The organism is Bacteroides sp. CAG:189 (assembly GCF_000432295.1).
GTDB classification, from domain to species: Bacteria; Bacteroidota; Bacteroidia; order Bacteroidales; family Bacteroidaceae; genus Bacteroides; species Bacteroides salyersiae.
Genome location: NZ_HF991080.1, coordinates 1 through 18,987, shown reverse-complemented (window position 1 = coordinate 18,987; position 18,987 = coordinate 1). Strand labels below are relative to the sequence as shown.

15 protein-coding genes are annotated in these 18,987 nt (G+C 44.2%); 3 read left to right on the top strand and 12 right to left on the bottom strand.

Annotation, left to right across the window (positions count from 1 at the left end; genetic code table 11):
- Window positions 1-383 precede the first annotated feature (383 nt).
- On the top strand, window positions 384-1,403 hold the full coding sequence (locus QVP90_RS11560; RefSeq protein WP_021936515.1) for a FecR family protein: 1,020 nt from the start codon (window positions 384-386) through the stop codon (window positions 1,401-1,403).
- Between the two features lie 710 nt (window positions 1,404-2,113).
- A complete protein-coding gene (locus QVP90_RS11555; protein ID WP_021936514.1) occupies window positions 2,114-2,605 on the top strand; it encodes a GDSL-type esterase/lipase family protein in 492 nt (163 codons plus the stop codon).
- 73 nt (window positions 2,606-2,678) lie between these two features.
- On the opposite strand, the gene QVP90_RS11550 is transcribed toward QVP90_RS11555, so the two are convergent.
- The 11 genes from QVP90_RS11550 to QVP90_RS11500 all read right to left on the bottom strand — a co-directional run bounded on the left by QVP90_RS11550 (window position 2,679) and on the right by QVP90_RS11500 (window position 18,114).
- Window positions 2,679-3,566, bottom strand: coding sequence for a beta-propeller domain-containing protein (locus tag QVP90_RS11550; RefSeq protein WP_021936513.1), 888 nt, complete (start codon window positions 3,564-3,566; stop codon window positions 2,679-2,681).
- A gap of 65 nt (window positions 3,567-3,631) precedes the next feature.
- Entirely contained in the window at window positions 3,632-4,504 is an 873-nt protein-coding gene (gene lsrF / locus QVP90_RS11545; RefSeq protein ID WP_005927140.1) for a 3-hydroxy-5-phosphonooxypentane-2,4-dione thiolase, read from the bottom strand.
- A gap of 224 nt (window positions 4,505-4,728) precedes the next feature.
- Window positions 4,729-5,352, bottom strand: coding sequence for a DAK2 domain-containing protein (locus QVP90_RS11540; protein WP_021936512.1), 624 nt, complete (start codon window positions 5,350-5,352; stop codon window positions 4,729-4,731).
- Between the two features lie 13 nt (window positions 5,353-5,365).
- The gene (locus tag QVP90_RS11535) at window positions 5,366-6,382 is read right to left on the bottom strand and encodes a dihydroxyacetone kinase subunit DhaK (protein WP_005927134.1); all 1,017 of its coding nucleotides are present in this window, start codon (window positions 6,380-6,382) and stop codon (window positions 5,366-5,368) included.
- A 29-nt stretch (window positions 6,383-6,411) separates the two neighbouring features.
- Window positions 6,412-6,726 carry a hypothetical protein gene (locus QVP90_RS11530; RefSeq protein WP_005927131.1) on the bottom strand — a complete coding sequence of 105 codons (315 nt, stop codon included), beginning with the start codon at window positions 6,724-6,726 and terminating at the stop codon, window positions 6,412-6,414.
- 270 nt (window positions 6,727-6,996) lie between these two features.
- Window positions 6,997-9,477 (bottom strand): cytochrome c biogenesis protein CcsA, encoded by a 2,481-nt coding sequence (ccsA, locus tag QVP90_RS11525; RefSeq protein ID WP_021936511.1) that lies wholly within the window; start codon window positions 9,475-9,477, stop codon window positions 6,997-6,999.
- A gap of 87 nt (window positions 9,478-9,564) precedes the next feature.
- Entirely contained in the window at window positions 9,565-13,557 is a 3,993-nt protein-coding gene (locus QVP90_RS11520) for an SUMF1/EgtB/PvdO family nonheme iron enzyme (RefSeq protein WP_021936510.1), read from the bottom strand.
- Window positions 13,558-13,612: 55 nt separating this feature from the next.
- Entirely contained in the window at window positions 13,613-14,350 is a 738-nt protein-coding gene (locus QVP90_RS11515) for a hypothetical protein (RefSeq protein ID WP_007479104.1), read from the bottom strand.
- A gap of 58 nt (window positions 14,351-14,408) precedes the next feature.
- Window positions 14,409-15,503 carry a chorismate transformation enzyme, FkbO/Hyg5 family gene (locus QVP90_RS11510; RefSeq protein ID WP_005927121.1) on the bottom strand — a complete coding sequence of 365 codons (1,095 nt, stop codon included), beginning with the start codon at window positions 15,501-15,503 and terminating at the stop codon, window positions 14,409-14,411.
- Between the two features lie 19 nt (window positions 15,504-15,522).
- Window positions 15,523-17,298, bottom strand: a complete 1,776-nt coding sequence (locus QVP90_RS11505; protein WP_021936509.1) for a YncE family protein — start codon at window positions 17,296-17,298, stop codon at window positions 15,523-15,525.
- 15 nt (window positions 17,299-17,313) lie between these two features.
- A complete protein-coding gene (locus tag QVP90_RS11500; RefSeq protein ID WP_264380820.1) occupies window positions 17,314-18,114 on the bottom strand; it encodes an IclR family transcriptional regulator in 801 nt (266 codons plus the stop codon).
- A gap of 261 nt (window positions 18,115-18,375) precedes the next feature.
- On the opposite strand from QVP90_RS11500, the gene QVP90_RS11495 reads away from it, so the two are divergent.
- Window positions 18,376-18,546, top strand: coding sequence for a hypothetical protein (locus QVP90_RS11495; protein WP_157440067.1), 171 nt, complete (start codon window positions 18,376-18,378; stop codon window positions 18,544-18,546).
- A 139-nt stretch (window positions 18,547-18,685) separates the two neighbouring features.
- Here the strand turns inward: QVP90_RS11495 and QVP90_RS11490 are convergent.
- A partial coding sequence (locus tag QVP90_RS11490; protein WP_288204358.1) for an RNA polymerase sigma factor occupies window positions 18,686-18,987 on the bottom strand: 302 nt, incomplete at its 5' end.

Below are 18,987 nucleotides of genomic sequence, written 5' to 3'. Positions count from 1 at the left end.
TCTAAAAGCATGGATTGGATTTGTTTTTTTCAGAAATCAAAAAAAAGTAGGGAAGCTGTCCTACCGGCCGGGTTTCGATTGTAATATCCATGAGTTGAATTTCTCCTGTAGAGTTATGAATCTCTTAATTTTATCTCCAATTTGGCTGTTTATTAACAAATTTATTTTATACTTGCAGTTGTATCTGCCAATAATATGGTAATTTAGCACTTTGTGAATGGGGTTAAAAAAGCGAGAAACTAATAAAAAAGAGGCCTCTCCCCAGCCCTCTCCGTGGGAGAGGGAGCTAAGTTAGTTTTGTAACTAATTAATAGACAATAGTATCTGTACCCCCTCTCCCACGGAGAGGGTTGGGGAGAGGCTTCTAAATAATTTAGAAATAGATGGAATATCAAGATTCGGAATTATTCTTTCGTTACTGTAAAGGCTTGTGTACGGAGGCTGAGAAAGAGAAAGTAGAGGTTTGGCTGAATGAGTCGGAAGAGCACCGGAAACTTTTTCATGATCTTCAGAATGCATTGGCTTTGGGAGATGATATAAAGGCAATGGAAGCAATCGATGTGAAAGCTGCTTATCAGAGAACTCGAAAAGGGATCAGGAAGAAACGGAATAGGCAAATCAGAACTCGACTGATTAAATATGCCGCTTTCTTGACTTTACCACTGTTCTTATCATCTGTCATATTGGGATATTTATATTTCAATGAGCCGGAGGAAAAAGTGCAATATGTAGATATTACAGCTTCTGTCGGTTCTGTTGTCCGCTATGAATTGCCGGATAATTCGGTTGTTTGGCTGAATTCCGGAAGTACGCTTCGTTATCCTACCGTGTTCCGGGGAGAGGGACGTGAAGTCGATTTGCAAGGTGAGGCTTATTTTGATGTACAAACCGACAAGGAACATCCCTTTTATGTGAATACTCCTTCGGGGATACGTGTATACGTTTATGGCACCCGTTTTAATGTTAGTGCTTATGAAAGTGAAGACTATGTTGAGACGGTCTTGGAGTCCGGCCATGTAAGCGTGTTTATGCCGGTTTACGGGACTTCCGAGACCTTGAATCCGGGTGAACGCCTGCTTTTTGATAAAAAAGCGTTGCAGTTTATGAAATCTAAGGTAGACGTCTCTGAAAAAACGGCCTGGAAGGATGGTAAACTGATTTTTAGAAATACTTCTTTGGATGAGATGCTGAAAAGATTGTCCCGGCATTTTAATGTCGATATTCATTTCAATAATAAATCGGGCAAGAATTACACATTTCGGGCCACATTCAGGAATGAATCGTTGTTTCAGATACTTGATTATTTGAGTAAATCGGTGTCGATGAAATGGAATGTGGAGGATCCTGTACAGTTATCCGACGGAACATTTACCAAGAGAAAGGTAATTGTAGATTTGTATTAAAAGTTTTGTGAGTGCTTGTTGCCGGGAGGTAATAGGCACTTTCTTTTTTCACTTTATCTTTATTTTACGCTTGGATGTTCTTTTCTAATCATTAGTCTCTCTATTTTGTTTAAACTTATGGACGACCGTTTGTTTTCTCTACGGGAAACGGCCCGAAACTCGTAGAGAATCGGGTTGTTCCTCGTAGAGTTTCGACCCGTTTCCCGTAGAGAAAAAATAGTGTTATATAATTGCTTGATATATAGCTTTTTATAGGGTTTGCTGTTTGTCATTTATTTTTGGTGTTTCAGAACCCTGTTATATCTTTCAGCTCTTGATATTATGTATCTGAAATGGGTGTGATTTACGGATATTATCGTATGATTTCTCTATGCACTTCTTCCCCTTTTTTATAGATCGTTGTAATAAAAAATATTTGTTTATTGTCTTTGTGCATTTGAAGTTTGTCTTTTTAAATTATGGATACTTTATTGATCGTATTTGAGAGAATGTTGATATTGGTTTTATCAATAGTTTCTTATTTTTGTGACGATCAAGGTGATCTTTGCTGTTTGTGAAAAAACATTGATCGGTTTATGTCTATCGGAATATAATTTTTGTACTTTTACAAAAATATTAAATGAGGATGCCAAAGATTGTTCTTGATGTATCATGAACAGAATCTGATAAAAGGAATAAACGTTAAACCGAATTATAAATTACTGATAACAATGAGATTAAAATTCATTTTGAATTTATGGATGTTCTTGTTTCTGAGTACGAATCTGTTTTCCCAGAAGACGGCTGTAAAAGTGGCTTGTATAGGAAACAGTATAACTTATGGAGTATTCATTGCCAATCGCGATCAAAACTCTTATCCGGCACAACTGCAAGCTTATTTAGGTGATGGTTATGAGGTCAGAAATTATGGGGTATCGGGCAGAACCCTTCTTACTCAAGGAGATTATCCTTATGTTAAAACGAAAGAGTACATTGAATCACAAAATTTTCAACCGGATATTGTATTGATAAAATTGGGAACTAATGATACGAAGCCGCAAAATTGGAAATATAAAGATGAGTTCATGGCGGATTATCAACATCTGATAGATAGTTATAAGGCTTTGAATTCTCATCCACGAATTATATTACTGACTCCTATACGTTGTTTCTTGCCGGAAGGATCTTCGATCAATGCAGCATTAATAGAGAATCTTCTATGAAATAAGGTTCCCAATAAAGCAAACGCGCCAACCGGAAATATACCGTATTGGCACATATGCTTTCTTTAGGAAATCAGTTTATGATACTGACAGTGGATATCATCCCGAATGTCCGGTTATCATTCAAACTCCATACAATTTCTCCTTTATGGTTTATTTCGAAAAGCTGCGGACTGTTTGCTTCGTTGGCATCATGACTGTGCCCTTGCCAATTGCAGATGTAAAGGCTTCCATCGGAGCCTTTGCATAAGCCGGCAGTGAAGAAGAGACGGACTCCTTTAATATCGTTCTCGCTATACCGGCGGATGACTTGACGGCTATCCGGATTGACTTCTACCAATGCGTGTCCGTCACCGCAGGCTATCCAGTAATTTCCGTTAACTGATTCCAAGGTTGTGAAAGGAGTACCTTCTGTTTTTAAAGTGCTGATCAGTTTACCGTCCGGAGATATTTCCCGCACTTCGGAAGTGGATATAAGCGGGATAAGATAGTTTCCACGTGGATTTTTATTCAATTGGCGGAACTGGGAGTGGGGATGGTCGATCCCTGTTTCGTATTCTGTACGCGATAGAATTTTACCTTTCGGGCTTACTTCCATGATCACAGCCGGATGTCCTGTCCATGCCAACAGATAATTGCCGTCGGATAGTACACGGGCTGTTTGCATCTCACATCCGTCCGGTACGGTGATATTCCATATTTCCTGATGGTTGCGGTTGATCGTTTTGGCACCCTTGCCGTAGGAGAACAAGATGTTGCCGTCCGGTGTAGCGGCTACTGAATTGCACTCCCATCCTTCTTGTAGGGGATGTTCCCACTCTATTTGCTTCGATTCTTTGTCTATGATGACAATCTTATTCCAACCGGAACCACCTAACAGTAGTTTTTCCGTTTTATTCTGTCCGGAAGTATTGGAAATAAGAAAAAGGATGAAATATAAAAATATAGATATTTTCTTCATCATGCATGTGTGTTAATAGAAAATTGGGAACCTGTCTGACTTGGTTCCCAATTCTGAATCTTTCGTTATTTAGATAAATCCTGGAACATTTCAAAACCCTGTTCCGGAGTAAGTCCGTCGTGTACCACGGCATGTACTGCTTGAATCATGGCAGCAGGAGATTCGCTTTGGAATACGTTGCGTCCCATGTCTACACCGGCAGCGCCATCGTTAATAGCGTGATAGCAAAGTTCGAGAGCTTCTTTCTCCGGAAGTTTCTTACCACCTGCAATAACGACCGGAACCGGACAAGCGGCTGCTACTTTTTCAAAACCGTCGCAATAGTAGGTCTTTACGATATTAGCACCGTTTTCGGCACAGATACGTGAAGCCAGTCCGAAATAACGGGCATCACGCGCCATTTGTTTCCCTACTGCCGTTACTCCCATTACGGGAATATTGTAACGGCTTGCTTTGTCGACTGCTTTGTACAGGTTGGCTACTGTTTTTGCTTCGTGGGCCTCATCACCGATGGCCAGCATGACAGCCATAGCCGATACATTCATGCGAACAGCATCTTCGATATCGATTAATACATTGTCGTTCAAATCAGTCAGAATAGAGGTGCCCGCATCAGAACGCAGACAGATAGGTGTCTTTGTGTTAGCCGGGATAACGGATTGCAGGATACCTCGGGTACACATCAGGCAGTCTGCATATTCCATTAACGGAACAATTGTCAGGTCGATACGTTCCAGACCGGAAGTAGGGCCCATGATGAATCCGTGGTCGCAAGCCAACATAACGGATTTACCTGTTTTCGGGTTGAAGATGCGTGATAAACGGTCTTTCATACCCCATGATGCATTTTCTGCACCTTTCACATGAAAATGTTGTTGTTGAGCGGCGATATTCAAACCGAAGTTTGAGCCTTCTCTTAAATCGTCTAAATCTGCCATTTTATTTTGTTATTATTGAATGATAATTTAGTAGTAAGTAGTTAAGTAGTAAGTAGTCAAGTAGTAAGTAGTTAAGTAGAATAGATTTGCATCTGAAGTTTATACTTAATGATTTAATTATCTACTACTGTTGCTTGCTACATGCAATTTTATTACTTGCTTTTTTATACTTGACTATCTACTACTTACTACTTGACTACTTAACTACTTGACTACTAAATAAATTACTTTTCTTTAGCTGCTTCTGCAAAGGAAGCGAACATACAACTCCAGGAAGCGGCACCGCTATCCATGTAGCCGATGGAACGTTCTCCATAATTACGGGCACGTCCGAAATTTGCTTTCAGATTGATGGTGGACTGGGCACCGGCCAATGCTGCTTCGGCTCCTGCGTTCAAGACGTCCTTGATATCTTCGGAAAGGCAATTCTGAATAGCTTCGACAGCGGGTATCAGAGCATCCATCATTGTTTTGTCACCTTTCTGGGCTTTGGTTTGCTTCTGCACATTGGCAAGACCTCCGGCAAACATCGCTTTTACGGCATTGGTATCTAACTCGGTACCACTTGCATGGTCGCTCATCCCTAAGAAGAAAGCCCCTAATAGCGTGCTGGTCGAGCCGCTTACTTGCATCATGACATCGAATCCCATGTCGTTCAGCATCGTTTTGAACTCTTTCCCTTTTTCGGCCGTGGCAACGATTGCACTCATAGCTGTTACGATGGCTTGTCCATGATCACCGTCACCAATGACGGCATCGAGTTTGGAAAATTCATCCTCGCGTGCTTTAATGTTGGATAAAGCAGTGGCAAGCATTGTTTTAAAATTATCAATGGTCAGTTGTGTCATTTCCTTTGTTGTTTTATTTTCCGATGGTAGTCCAGTAAGGTGCATCGGAACGTTTGTTCTTCAAATAATCGATATGATCTTCATCGAGGATAGCCATGATCATCTGGAAACCGGCTTGCTCCTGTACAGTTAGTATTTCCTGTATGCGGCTGACTACGACTTGCAGTCCGCGGGCTTCCAACTCTTTATAGGCTTTACGGAAGATAATATTCAGTTCCATGTGAGTTGTAGCGCCTACACCATTGATGATGAGCATCATCTTGTCTCCTGCTTTGGGTTTGAGCTGCTGACAGAGCAGGTCTACCATTTCGGCTGCCGTATCATCGGCGGATACAAGCGGTTTTTGGCCGCCACCGCCTTCGCCATGCTGCCCCATACCGATTTCCATAATACCTTCGGGCAGGTCGGTAATGGTTGCCCCATTTTGCGGATGTGTGCAGGAATGCATTGCTACGGCAAGGGTAGCTACCTGATTGTTGTAGCGTTCGCCGATTTCGATAAGTTCGTCCAAAGATTTACCTTCTTCGGCTGCGGCTCCTACTATTTTATATAAAGGGACACAACCGGCCAAACCACGGCGATCATCGGTATTTGCATCGATTCCTGCGCTGATATCGTCATGGGTGACGATTTGTTTCACTTTGATACCCGCCCGTTCTGCTAACTGGCATGCCATGTTGGCACTCATGATATCACCGGAATGATTCAGTACGACCAACAGGATACCGGCTTCACGTTTCATTAACTGCAAGGCCTGAAACAGACGTTGTGCACCGGGAGCTGCGAAGATATCTCCAACTACCGAGCAGTCCAGCATACCTTCGCCTACAAAACCGCTTAACGCCGGTTCGTGGCCGGAGCCGCCTAATGTGACGATAGCTACTTTGCTTTCATCTTTCGGGTGGGTGCGTACTACGATGTTTTCACCTGCGAGTTTTACCTGATCGGCATAGGCTAATGTGTAGCCTTCCAACAATTCGGGAGTTATTTGTTCCGGATCGTTGATGAATTTTGTTTTGATGTCTGACATGGTATTGTCCTCCTTTTTTTGATTAGTTCTTATTTGATTTCCATTATTTCGATCGCAATGCCTTCTTCTTCAATGAAAGCAATCGTGAGATGTTCATCGCAAACAGCCGGACCGAAGATCACCTTTTTCCCTTTCAATTCTTCTTCAAGTGAAGGAACTGTATAAGCAATATGTCCTTGTTTCTGTACGAGTTCGGGCATACAACTGCCTTCTTCGAATTTTAAAAACTCGATTCTGTTCGGACTTTTACTGTAGTCTGTCAGCCATACGCTGAGACCTTCGTTAAAGAAAGCATTTTCTTTTTGTTCGGTTGTGACGATACCTACATGGTTGAATGTTCTCATAATTGATTTGTTTTAAATGGTTATTTTTTCTAAGTGATTGGATTTAGTAGTTAAGTGATTTAGTAGTTAAGTAGTCAAGTAGGATAGATTCCGTGTCTGGGAATTCTATTCTACGATTTGATTGTCTTCTATCTACTTTTTACTGCTTACTGTCTACTCCCTAACTACTCATTATTTATTACTTACTTGACTGTCATTTCACTTACTACTTTATTATTTGCTATACTATTTTCTACTCACTACTTACTACTTAACTACTTGACTACTTGACTACTTATCATACTTCCTCCTCCTTTCCGGATTCTTTTTCCAACTTCTATAAGACAGCATAGCCAGAACAATGATGATTCCGAAAGCTAAGTACAGATATATAAGTATGTTGTTTACATGTTCATTTTGGCCGTAAGAATGCATACCGCTCAAGAAATAGTTAACTCCAAAAAAAGTCATCAGGACGGAAGAAAAGGCGATGACCGATGTGACATTGAATAACCAGAGGGAGTTACAGCGCTTAATCAGATGGAGGTGGGTGACGATGGCATAGATAACCATTGTAATTAATGCCCAAGTCTCTTTAGGATCCCATCCCCAATAACGTCCCCAGGATTCATTGGCCCAGACTGCTCCTAAAAAGGTACCGATGGTCATCAGGGCAAGCCCTACCAGTAGTGACATTTCATTGATGATACTGAGCCCCTTGATACGGTTGACCAACGGATTGTTATCCTCTTTTCCGGCAAAAACAACCATTATCATATTCGTCAGGCCCATTAGGCAACTGATACCGAAGAAACCGTAAGCAGCGACGATGATGGCCACATGAAACATCAACCACGGAGATTTAAGGACAGGAACCAGCGTACTGATTTCCGGGTCCATCCAGTTCAGACCGGATACAAAAAGAATGATCCCGCCGAATAGGGTGGCCAGTGCAAGAGTCAGGGGATTGCGGCGTACAAACAACAAACCGGCAAGGACGGTAGCCCAAGCCACATATACCATAGTCTCATAAGAGTTACTCCAAGGAGCGTATCCACCTATGTACCACCGCATACCCATGCCATACATGTGATAATGAAAAACGATCAGAACCAGAATACCCAATATCCAGATCAGTGTTTTTGTCCAACGTTTTTCCCGGAACTGGAACTGGGCAATGAATGTGAAGATTAGCAATAAACCGCCCAGAACCAGATAGCCGATTTTGCAAGCCCTGAACACATCCATCCGGTTGTATTTTAATTCTGATTGTATCTTTTTAGGACTGATATCGAGTGTCTTGTTCTTGGCTTGCTGATAGGTATTGATCATGCCGGCTACTTCATTAGCCTTTGTCCAATCATTACTTCTCAGCGACTCCTGCACTTCTTCCAGATACCAGTCCATGATGCGGGATACGAACATGGAATCTTTTCCGGCAAAAGCGGACAAGTCATCTCCCGGAGCATACCACTTATGACTGGGGTCATTCTCCAATGGAAAGAGGTTCAACATTTGGCGGTTGATGAGTTGGTGAAAGATATTGATCTGCTCATCCAGTTTCATCAGGTCTTTATCGAAACGCGTGCGTTGGTTCGGCATTTTATTGTAAGCCTCTTCTAACTTTTCTTGCAGTTTGTAGTGACCGTTGTCAAAGAACTGTACGTATGCACATTGTTTGGCAGACAGGTTATAATAACTTGTCAACTCCGGATTGGAAACGGTGATGAAGGGAATTTGCATCCATATATCCGGCATTATCAACAAACTGATCAGGAACTGATCGGAGTTGAGACCGCCGATCTTTTCCGACTTATGCAGTTTCCGCAGTACTTGAGACGAAAAAGTATTGATTGGCATCACTCGCCCGCTATTCGATTGCATCGGTAAGGAACCGAATACTTCGGCATGCCCCGGATTTACCATATATTTTTGTACAATCTCCCATCTCTCGTCTCCCATCTCTCGCCTTCCATCGTTTGCTTGGCTGTTTACGGGGAATGCGAGAATCATCATTAGTAAACATGCGATGATATTTCCGGCATTGTGAAGTTCTTTCAGCCGGCGACTCAGATGCATGAAACGGGAATTCTTGCCGGTAAAACAAAGGAGCAGCCCGATGACCAGCAGAAGATAGCCGGTATAAGTAATGTTGCGTCCTGCCACGTCACGGTTGACGGAGAGGATTGTTCCTTGTTCATCCGGATCATAGGATGCTTGGAAGAACCGGTAACCTTTCACATCCAACACGTTATTCATGAAGATTCGTTCCGGACGGGATTTGCCGTCTACGTGTACAATGACTTCACTTTCATAGGAAGAAGGGCTGGATGAACCGGGGTAACGGGTCAGTGTAAATTTCTTTAGCTCCACTGAAAAAGGGAGGATATGGATGCCGGTCCGGTCGTCGGAGGTCCGGACGGCGATTTGGTTACTTGTTTCTCCTTCACGAAGATGCAGGATACCTTCTTCGCTGAATAAAAAGGAAGTAAGCGCACCGAGCAGGATGATGATAAAAGCAAAATGAACAGTCAGCATACCCCATTTCCGGCTTTTGAGATAGGAACGTTTTATGACGATTGCCAGAAAGTTGATGACTAACAGCAATTGAAGCAGGAAGAATAGGGGAGAGTAGTAGACCATTGTTTTGGCTGTCGGCGTACCGTAATATTTCTCAATGAAAGTAGCGGCAGCCAGGGCAACAGCATAGATAAGTAACAAAACGACCGTTGTTACATAAGAAGAGAGTAATTTATTAAAGGTTACTTTCATTGGGTTGTCAATTGAATAATAAATAAGAGTTTTAATGTACCCACATGCCAATTGGCATATGGGTACATAGGTTTGGTATTGCAACGGTTAGTCTTCTATGATTACACGGAACCCTACATTGAACACCCGTTGATGCGGATAGTAGGCTTTACGGGCATAAGAAGTCGCGAATTTGGGACGCTCTATGTACGAACCGCCCCGTACTACCTTAAACTCGGAAGGTGTTTTCGCCTTTTCGGTATAAGGGTAAGGACGGTAGTCCGAACGTGTCCACTCGGCGATATTTCCATGCATGCTGTACAGACCGAAGGGGTTTGCCTGATAATTCTTGGAATCGACCTGGTTCATGGCTCCATCATTCACACTCTCTTCTTTAGGCAGATAAGAGTAATACTTATACCAATGTGAGTTTTTCGACATCGGTTGCGGGTCAATGCCGCTTACGGCCATCTGGTTACAACTTTCATCCGCCAGATTTTCCAGTTTGCCGAAATCGGTATTGGAATTGCCATACCAGAAATCCGAGTCGCTTCCGGCGCGGCAAGCCCATTCCCATTGTGCCTCTGTCGGTAGTGTGATGTTCAGACCGGTCTTCTCGCTCAGCTGTTTACAGTACTCCATTGCATCATTGTAGCTGACACGGATTACCGGTTGTTTCGGCTCATTGGCCGGGTAACCGAAGTGTACGTGGTCTTTCCATAATTGATCTACATACCGGCTGTCATGATCGGGGAAGATGACATTGTATTGTTCATTGGTAATTTCCACTTCACCCATCCAGAATCCTTTGGCGATTTTTACTTTAGACACAGGACGGTTGTCATCGGCGCCGTTCCAGCTACCCATCGGGAATTCTCCTGCGGGAATACGTACAAATGTGATTTGGATGCCCGGAGCCAATGTCACCTCTTTGCGGGTCTCTTTTTCATCGGCCAGCATGGCTCTGATTGCATCTGCATCGAAAGGCCAGTTTTTCACCTTTATATTCTTTTCTTTCACAGGTGCAGGAGCTTCCGGCATGACAGGAGTTATCTCTCCCTTGCCCTTCAGATAAGCCGCATAGTCTGCAATTTCCTTCTTCCAGTCTACTCCCATGCCATTGGCATATTTGTTGGTAAGCTCTGTACGGCGTTCAATCTGGTCGTAACCCTGGTAGGGGAAATCGGTAATCTTGTTGGCATTGAAATAGCCCTTGTCCGGAGCATTATAATCAATCCAATTGTACAACGTCCGCCACTCTTTATCGGTCAGTTCTACGTTGGCATGTCCTTTTTTAAGGATACGGATCAGTTCACTGGTGTTTGCATGATATTCGTACGGTTGCAAAACAGCCATGTCGGCTTCCGGGCCTTGGCGGTGCACATACGGGTGCAGATTCAGATAAGAAGGGCCGTAGCCGTGTTCATCTTTCTTTCCGGCACGAAGGTCGAATGCTTTTTCACCGTTGTGGCAGGCGATACAGGCACGGTCGAGGATCGGTTGTACTTCCAAGTCGAAAGTGAACGAGCGAACGCCACCTTCGGGTGCTTTGATGGAATGAGCGGCACGTTGAGAAGCAATCACGCGTTTGGGTACGGGGATTTGGTTCTGGTCTTCGTGGCATCCGATACAGGATACGATCTCACCCGGTTGTCCGGTCAGCCAGCTACGCATCCATTGGATGGCGGCACCGTCTTTGTCGACCGGTTGTATGGATATAGGCGTATTGGCCGGTATCTTGAAAATCACCGAACCGTCTTCTTCCACGGGCACGGTTCCCAACTGGCGCTTGATATCCCATCCGCTTTGAATCCCGTGCCAGTTGTGGTCGGATACGGTTTTCAGATAGGCGTATTCGTAGGCATGCAGACGGAGTTCTTTCACGGTTCCGCGAGGTACGTCACGCAGGCCTTCTCCTTCGTAAATGTCCTGGATAAATACGGTTGCTTCCTTTTCATTCAGTTTCACACGATCCGGAATGGCGGGCGGAGTAACATTTTTACGTACGATGATCGGGCTGATAAAGCCTTCACCTTCCTGTTTCATCAGGCAAGTCACATTGTCGAACACATCTACCAAATAGATGCCCCATAAATCCTGTGGATTCAGTTTGGCGGCTACCAAGTAGTATTTATCGTCCAACGGAGTCGGTTTGATGAACTGCGGCCATACGCCGTTTACCAGTTCATCTTTTATGATCTCTACGATCGGACGGTTACGATACGGAATCTCTTGCAACATACCTGCCGCACCTTTACGTGCTTTGGTCGGATCGAACAGTATCAGGCGGCCGGAGCGGGCAATGCCGTGGTGACCGGAAATGATACCTACGAAAGCCGATGCATGACCGGGAAGAGGCTGGATGTCGAATGTGCTGTTCGGGAAGGCGGAGCCGCTTCCGAAGAGGGCTTTCTGTTCTGTGCCGTCCGGATTCATGTGCATCACGAAACGGGAGTAGTAGTGCATCAGGTCGGTATATTCCCAGCGTGTATACATCACACGTCCATTATTCATAACAACCGGATTCCAGTTGGCATCCTGGTCAAATGTGATGCGGCGCATATCCTGATTTTGGGGATTGTACAGAACCATGTTACCTACCGGGTCGGAACCACTGACGCAGGGAACTCCCTGGTAACCAATGTTGCTGATGGCAATCAGGCGACCGTCGGGCAGATAAGTACCGTCATAGAATTCCAGGTCCGGTTCTTTGTTTTCGACTAATGTTTTGTAACCGGTTCCATCGAGTTTTACCTCATGTATGTTCCAGCGGTTGTCCGGCATGGTTGCGGTAAACATTACCCGGTCACCGTCCCAGTGCATTTTAAGGTCGGCAATGGATGAAGTGTTTTTCGGTTTATAGACCCGGCGCATCTGGATGTCACCGCGCAAATTGGATAATTCGACAATTTCCGCGTCGAAGCCGCTACGGCGGGCAGACTCCTGATTGCTCCAGTTATTGGATTGCGTACCTAAATCCGGTGCCATGGCCGTGCGGGCACGTGTACCTAACTTGAAACGGGTAGCTACAATTTTGTCACCATCCAACAGAGGATTGCCGAGCAGGATGGCCTGTTTGTTCTCTAATGCCTTGCGGGCATCTGCCAACGCCTGTGCGTTGTTTTGATAAATGGCGTTAAACCCTTTTTTAGAAAGGCTCAGCAGTTCATTGAATAGAGGTTCGTACTTTGCGGCATCGTACCCCTGTTGTTTTTTCATGTCGGCAAAAGCCAGTTTGATGGCTTCTATGTTGAGCCATTCCAGTTCGCTCTGTACCTCGTAGACATTTTGTATCTTCTCAAATAATTCGAGGTATTTACGTATCTGTGTGTCTATGTCTTTTTCTACTGCTACCTGCCGGATCAGGTCTTTGAAGTAAGCACTGTCTTTCAGCTTGTTGGCCATACCTTCTACTACCTGTTTTTCAATAGACGCATCAACAGTGACTAACCAGGTATCCAGTTCTCCCATTTGGCTGTTCAGCATTCCTATCTGGTCCGGATATTTCTCGGATAACTGTTTGGCAGCAGCCGTAGGCAGTACGTTCAATGCATGAAAAAATACACTGCCGGTATTTGAGGCATCGTCGATTCCTACTTCTGCTTCGAAACGTACATATTCGCTTTTGACCGGATAGATAAGTGTGCCGTTGGCATGGCAGAACATTCCGTGTTCGTAAGGTTTGCCTGCAATCCGGATCGGTTTGCCATTGGCATTTATGTTGGTTCTGGGTTTGTCCCAACCGGCTACACCGTATTCAAACGGTATCTGATCCAACCAGACGGAAGAACCGTCGGCTGTAATAAAGCGAGCGTTTCCCCATACGGCATGGTCATACCCGGTACCGTCGGGACCACCGGAGGTAATGAGTATGAGTTGGTTACAGTTTTTCAAGTCTACTACGAAAGGTTCGGCTTTATCTTTCGCTTTCATCCATTTGGATATGACGGGCATTCCCGCCTTTTGCAATTGCGAGCGTAATTCGGATTTCGCTTTCACTGAAGCGTCGATCCACGTCTCCGCTTTCTTGGGCTTCGGCCCGGCAAAGGCCAGGGCGGAAGCCGATAAGAATGCAAGAGCTATTAGCAAAGATTTATTCATGGAGTTGATAATAAGGTGTTGCTATTTTCTTGTTTTATAATGCAGCTTTGGATATTTATAACGCGGCTTTGGCATTGGTGAAACGCAATCCGGCATTGTCATGATAGGTAGCCCATTCGGAAACGATTGCTCCTTCGGGGCCGGCCATCAGGAAGTGGAAAGTAGTCAGTTGTTTCAACGGCAATACTTCACCTACTTGCTGTATTACGAAATTCTTGCTTTTGATAGGGCCGTGAGTAGCCGGTATGGCGGGTGCATTCGGAGTTTCTTCTCCAATTTCCGAGAAGTTGTAAGCCCATCCTTTTTCAACCATCCATGATTCGTGCTTGGCGGGGAACTTGGTGGCAACGTGCGCGTGCTCGGGGATCATTTGGCCGGGGAGCAGATAAATGGCGTGTGCAAAATATCTTTGTTCTTCATTGTTCACCCAAAAGATGCCTCCCATACCTACATTTTCAAAGTCTCCCAATCCGAAATCAGTGACCCACATATCGGTCGCCATCAATTTAGTGAAAGGAACATCATAGAATGCGAACATGTCTTTCATTGCCTCCATGGCAACATCTTGCTGGAATTTGCCGTCTTTGTAGAAATCGGCATTTGTGTACTTTTTGGAATAAGTCATTTCTTTTTTGTTTTTACAGTTGTTGTTATTACATTCGTTTTTGCATTGTTCGGTGCATGTTCCGTTTTCGCAACAGGTGGTTTCTGAATTGGATGTTTTGCCGGTACATGCAGCCATAGCGAGTATAACTACTCCTAAGGCTACTGATTTTGTTAGCTTTCTCTTCATTTTTGTTTATTTATTAGGTTAGTGATTTTGCTGTGGTGTAATCTGGAGGAATTGGGTTTTATTTTATGGCAATCCCTTCTATTTCGATTAATAACTCATCTCTACATACATCTGCACACATATAAGAGACAGGAATGGCCAGTTGATAACTGCTTAATACTTCGTACGCTTCCTTATAGTCGGATTTGTTTTTCAGATAGACGCGCAGCATTTTCAGTTGTGCATCTCCGGTCAGTTGGGCTATATTCTCCATTGTGATGTGAAGCTGCCGTTCGAGACCGACTCCGGTCAGGCTCTCTTCTCCCCGGATAGCGGCTGTACCCGATACGTAGATAAGTTTTCTGTCGTCGAACGTCATACTTTTGGCACGTTCGAACTTGGGTGTCGTCTTTTGTTGTTGGGCGGTTTCCAATACTTGCGGCGAGTAGGCATGGGCGGCAATCTGCAATTTGTTGTCGATCGGGGTAGCAAAGCAAGCAGGGCGTGTGAATACGGCGGCATCGATATCTACCAGAACACCGCCTAAGTTTGTCCCGATTCCGGTGGCTGCCGGATAACCGTTCGTCCATACTGCCTGATTGTAGAAATTGCTGCGTACGTTGTTGAACATTTGATAATGCTGGTCGGCACCGTCAAAACTGGTAATTTGTTCGATATAGTTCCATTGCCGGATGATATTTTCGATGGGGAAGTTCTCTTTGTGCAGAACCTCGCTTGCCAGGCGGAAGATTTCAACGGCCTGTTGTTGGATATTAAAATCCAGTATGTCGCTGTGAAAACCACCGGCAAAAAGAAAACGGCCGTCTGCATTCTCCAGCGTGACATATGGAAAACCTTTGTTGGGATGATAAGTGATGTGGTCATTTTCATCCGCCCGGTAGCTGTGTACCTCCAAAGTGAGGGCACCGTCCAACGCCGGTTGTGATACATAACTCATTACAGGCAGACGATCTTCATAACGTTGCTGTATCTTATTCCACAGGATGCTACGTCGTGTGACATATTCTTCATTGTTTGCCGGAGTACCGAAGAATACCAGTCTGAATATGGATTCGTCTTTCGGTAATTGCGCCAATAAGGTGTCTGCCATCGTTGTAAAATCTGCTACTTCGGTGGTATATATGTTATACCGTATTTTTTCGCAATAGTTCATGTTTTCCAGTGGTTTTGGTTTATAATGAGTTTACGTATTCTGTCAGTGCTTTGATTTCCTTTTTAGATACTTTTTTGTCAATTCCATGTTTATGTATTTCGAACACTTCTTCCATGGTGGCGGCACGGCCGTCGAATAGATAGGGTGCTGTGCGCCATACTTCACGAAGAGTAGGGGTATCCCATCCTTTTTCAAACTCGATGTCTTCACCGATACGGTGCATCTTCAGGTCGGTATAATAGGGGCCGCTATGGCATTCCGTACAGTTCAGTTTTTCAAAAATTTTTCGACCCTCTTTGGCGAGGTCGGACAGTTCGCCGTCGACCAGATAAGGGCTTGGAACAGGTCGCAGAGATTTCAGATAGGCATCTACACAAACGGCGTCTTCTTCGGTGATATCGAAGAATTGGATAAACTTGAAGCCGGCACGTACAGCCCATTCGGCGGTTTCACGGATACCGGATATCATGCTGGGAGGGGTAGGATGACTGAATAACAGACTCTTGCAGTTTTTGGAGTTGCCGACTCCGTCGTTCATTAAATCCCAGTTCATACCGTCGGTACGGGCGTCTCCGGGATGGCATCCGTTGCAGCTCTGCCAATTTTGAAAACAATGGGATGCATCGTTGAAGTAACGTTCTCCTTTATTTTCCGCACTTTCTTCCCGGTCCGGATTCAGATTGGCTGTGGCTATTTCGCAAGTTTGGGCGTCTACGATGTTTAGGATGTCGGCAAAATAAGTGGGAATATAGAGTTTACCATTCTCCATGATCATTTTGCGGGGGCCGTTTCCTTCCAATGGAATACGCTTGCGCAAGCCGTACAGGAATCTCAGGTCATAATCCAACATCGATTTGTTGGGATAATTCAGAAACTTGTCCAGCATTGCCTTATGATCGATAACGCTGATTTCATGGGTCCCGGAGTGGGTGATGAATAGTGTTTCGTCGTTGCAGACGATGCTCCAGATGCCTGCTGCTCCTCGTTCCGGCTCGTCAACAACAACCGCTCCGATGAATTCTTGTTTTGCTACATCTATGATGCTGAAGGCACTGGTGTTCATCCATCCTTGTTGCAATTGGGAAGTCGGAACAGTAAAACGGCCGAGATTATGTGATATATAAATATATTTACCATCAGGAGTCATGCAAATGCCGCGAAGTGCATTGCTTCCATTGGCCAGTTGTATGTCTTTTACCTTGGTGAAATCGCTCATTCTGATTACTGATACACAGGCAGCCACATAGTCGACGTCCGCCCGTTGGGCCGGCAGAAAATTTGTCACGAACAGGTACTCTCCGTCTTTACTGAACAGTGCTGATTTGGGTTCACGCAAGACTTTTACGGAACGGATAACTTGGTGGATTGCCGGATCGACCTCTGAAACCGTATTCTGGAATTGATTGCATACATATATGTGTTTTTTGTCCGGGCCGAATATCGGATAACAGGCACCGGAACCTGTTGCAATGGCGGTTTCCTGCTTACCGGTTTCTAAAGAAATAATCTGTAAATGTCCGGTGGCAGCATTTGTAGTGACATATGCCTTGTCGGCATCCAGAAGAATACCGGTAGGAGATTCGTCTACCGGAATCGTACGCAGAAGTGTTTTACCATCCGGTGAGAAGATGCTGATGCGGTTTCTGCCTTTTTCTGTAATCAGAATTTCCCCTTTATCGTTCAAGGTGATATCTGTAGGAAAAAGTGGAGGATTTCCTGCAAAGACAAACGAAAGAGGACTGCACAAAAAAGCAGCTACGATTATCTTTTTCAATATTTGCTTGGGGGTGTTCATAGTATATATTTTTTCTTATATGTGACTATATCCTAACTCTCTTGAAATACATTGTGCCGTATCTTTTATATATTCTACGGATTGGCGGATTACCTCTTTCGATAGCCTGTCTTTGGGACCGGAAATCCAAATGGCACCACACGGGTAACTGGTATAATTAAAGATCGGTGTGCCGACGCAGACTACTCCGCTCAGTTCTTCTTCGTTGTCCATGGCATAGCCTTGTCTGCGTACTTTCTCCAGCTCTTCCATGTAAGCCTCCGGGGTCGTAATTGTACGTGCGTTGTAGCGTGTAAATTCCATCTGTGCCAGATAATAATCGCGGACAGTATTAGGAAGATAAGCCATGATAGCTTTTCCGGGCGCCGAACAATGCAGTTCGAAAGGTTTTCCCGGTGAAAGTACGAACCGGAAGGTATGGTGTCCTTGTGCCTGTTCGATAAATATGCCTTTTTGATCTCCTAATACTCCGAAGCAGGCTGTTTCTTTCACCTGATCACGCAAATTACGCAGATGCGGCAGGACAATTTCCAATAGATTGTGTTCGTTTAGCGATCTGAATCCAAGTGTCAATAGTTTACGGGATAATTTGTAATGCTTGGTATCTTCATTATACATAAGGTATCCTAACCGGACCAAAGTATTCAGAATCCGGTAAGCGGTAGTTTGCGAAATATCAAGTTCCGACTTGATTTCCTGCAATGTTTTCCCCATCGTGTAAAGTGACAGATACTCAAGGACTGCAATCCCTTTTTCAAGGTTCGGCACTTTATAGTTTTCTTCTGCTTTTTCCATGTTTTCTTTTACTTTTTCCATATTTGGAATAATCTTCCATGTTTGTTGTTCAAATATAAGGAAACATTTGGCAAAAGATGATAATGCCCCTGTAAAAAATGGTTAAATGTGTTGTAGAGTATGCTATGTCCGGAAATACTTGTTTGCGGATACTGATTGGCGTATGGGGATATCCGTATACTTGAGGTTTATGGAACGTATGTACGGCCCTTAGAAGACATTTGCACGGAGCATAGGGAGCAGAAACTTTCCTTTGCCCTGGATTACCTATGAATAGGATGTTTGAGCAAGGAAGGTGAAACCGGCGAAGGAGCGGGAAAATACAGAGTACAAGCAGCTTTGCCGGTTGAATGTGATTTATCTGAAAAAGATACTGCATTTTTTGAAAATTCGCTATTTTTATGGCTGATTGGGGAGCGAATTACTTTTCGCTTCGGCTTACAGCGTTTTTGAAGCCGAACGATAATAAACTAAAAAAAAAGGAGCAAGTGTGGAAGTTTCTTCCTCTTGCTCCTGAATTAATGCAGCTAAAAAATTACACTAAAAATTATATGGAAATTGATTAGTTGTCGGTTTAGGTCATATAATATGGTTATCTGAAATCTTTCAATTCTTCCTGTAACTTTTGGCGTGTAAAGAAGATCCTGCTCTTTACGGTTCCCAACGGGAGATTGAGCTTTTCTGCAATTTCGCGGTATTTGAATCCGGAAACATGCATTGCAAAAGGCACTTTGTATTCTTTTGGCAGCGAGTTTACTATGCGGTGCATTTCTTTCAGGTCATACGAACTTTCCGTACTCTCGAATCCCGATTCCTGCGGGAGGTTCAGGTGGTATAGGTTCTCTGTTCTGTCAACGAAAGTCTGATCACGTACTACTTTTCTGTAGTTGTTGA

Bases quoted from the DNA above. Each gene is read 5' to 3' on its own strand.
- QVP90_RS11560 (WP_021936515.1), top strand. From the start codon at position 384: ATGGAATATCAAGATTCGGAATTATTCTTTCGTTACTGTAAAGGCTTG.
- QVP90_RS11555 (WP_021936514.1), top strand. From the start codon at position 2,114: ATGAGATTAAAATTCATTTTGAATTTATGGATGTTCTTGTTTCTGAGT.
- QVP90_RS11550 (WP_021936513.1), bottom strand. From the start codon at position 3,566: ATGAAGAAAATATCTATATTTTTATATTTCATCCTTTTTCTTATTTCC.
- lsrF (WP_005927140.1), bottom strand. From the start codon at position 4,504: ATGGCAGATTTAGACGATTTAAGAGAAGGCTCAAACTTCGGTTTGAAT.
- QVP90_RS11540 (WP_021936512.1), bottom strand. From the start codon at position 5,352: ATGACACAACTGACCATTGATAATTTTAAAACAATGCTTGCCACTGCT.
- QVP90_RS11535 (WP_005927134.1), bottom strand. From the start codon at position 6,382: ATGTCAGACATCAAAACAAAATTCATCAACGATCCGGAACAAATAACT.
- QVP90_RS11530 (WP_005927131.1), bottom strand. From the start codon at position 6,726: ATGAGAACATTCAACCATGTAGGTATCGTCACAACCGAACAAAAAGAA.
- ccsA (WP_021936511.1), bottom strand. From the start codon at position 9,477: ATGAAAGTAACCTTTAATAAATTACTCTCTTCTTATGTAACAACGGTC.
- QVP90_RS11520 (WP_021936510.1), bottom strand. From the start codon at position 13,557: ATGAATAAATCTTTGCTAATAGCTCTTGCATTCTTATCGGCTTCCGCC.
- QVP90_RS11515 (WP_007479104.1), bottom strand. From the start codon at position 14,350: ATGAAGAGAAAGCTAACAAAATCAGTAGCCTTAGGAGTAGTTATACTC.
- QVP90_RS11510 (WP_005927121.1), bottom strand. From the start codon at position 15,503: ATGAACTATTGCGAAAAAATACGGTATAACATATATACCACCGAAGTA.
- QVP90_RS11505 (WP_021936509.1), bottom strand. From the start codon at position 17,298: ATGAACACCCCCAAGCAAATATTGAAAAAGATAATCGTAGCTGCTTTT.
- QVP90_RS11500 (WP_264380820.1), bottom strand. From the start codon at position 18,114: ATGGAAAAAGTAAAAGAAAACATGGAAAAAGCAGAAGAAAACTATAAA.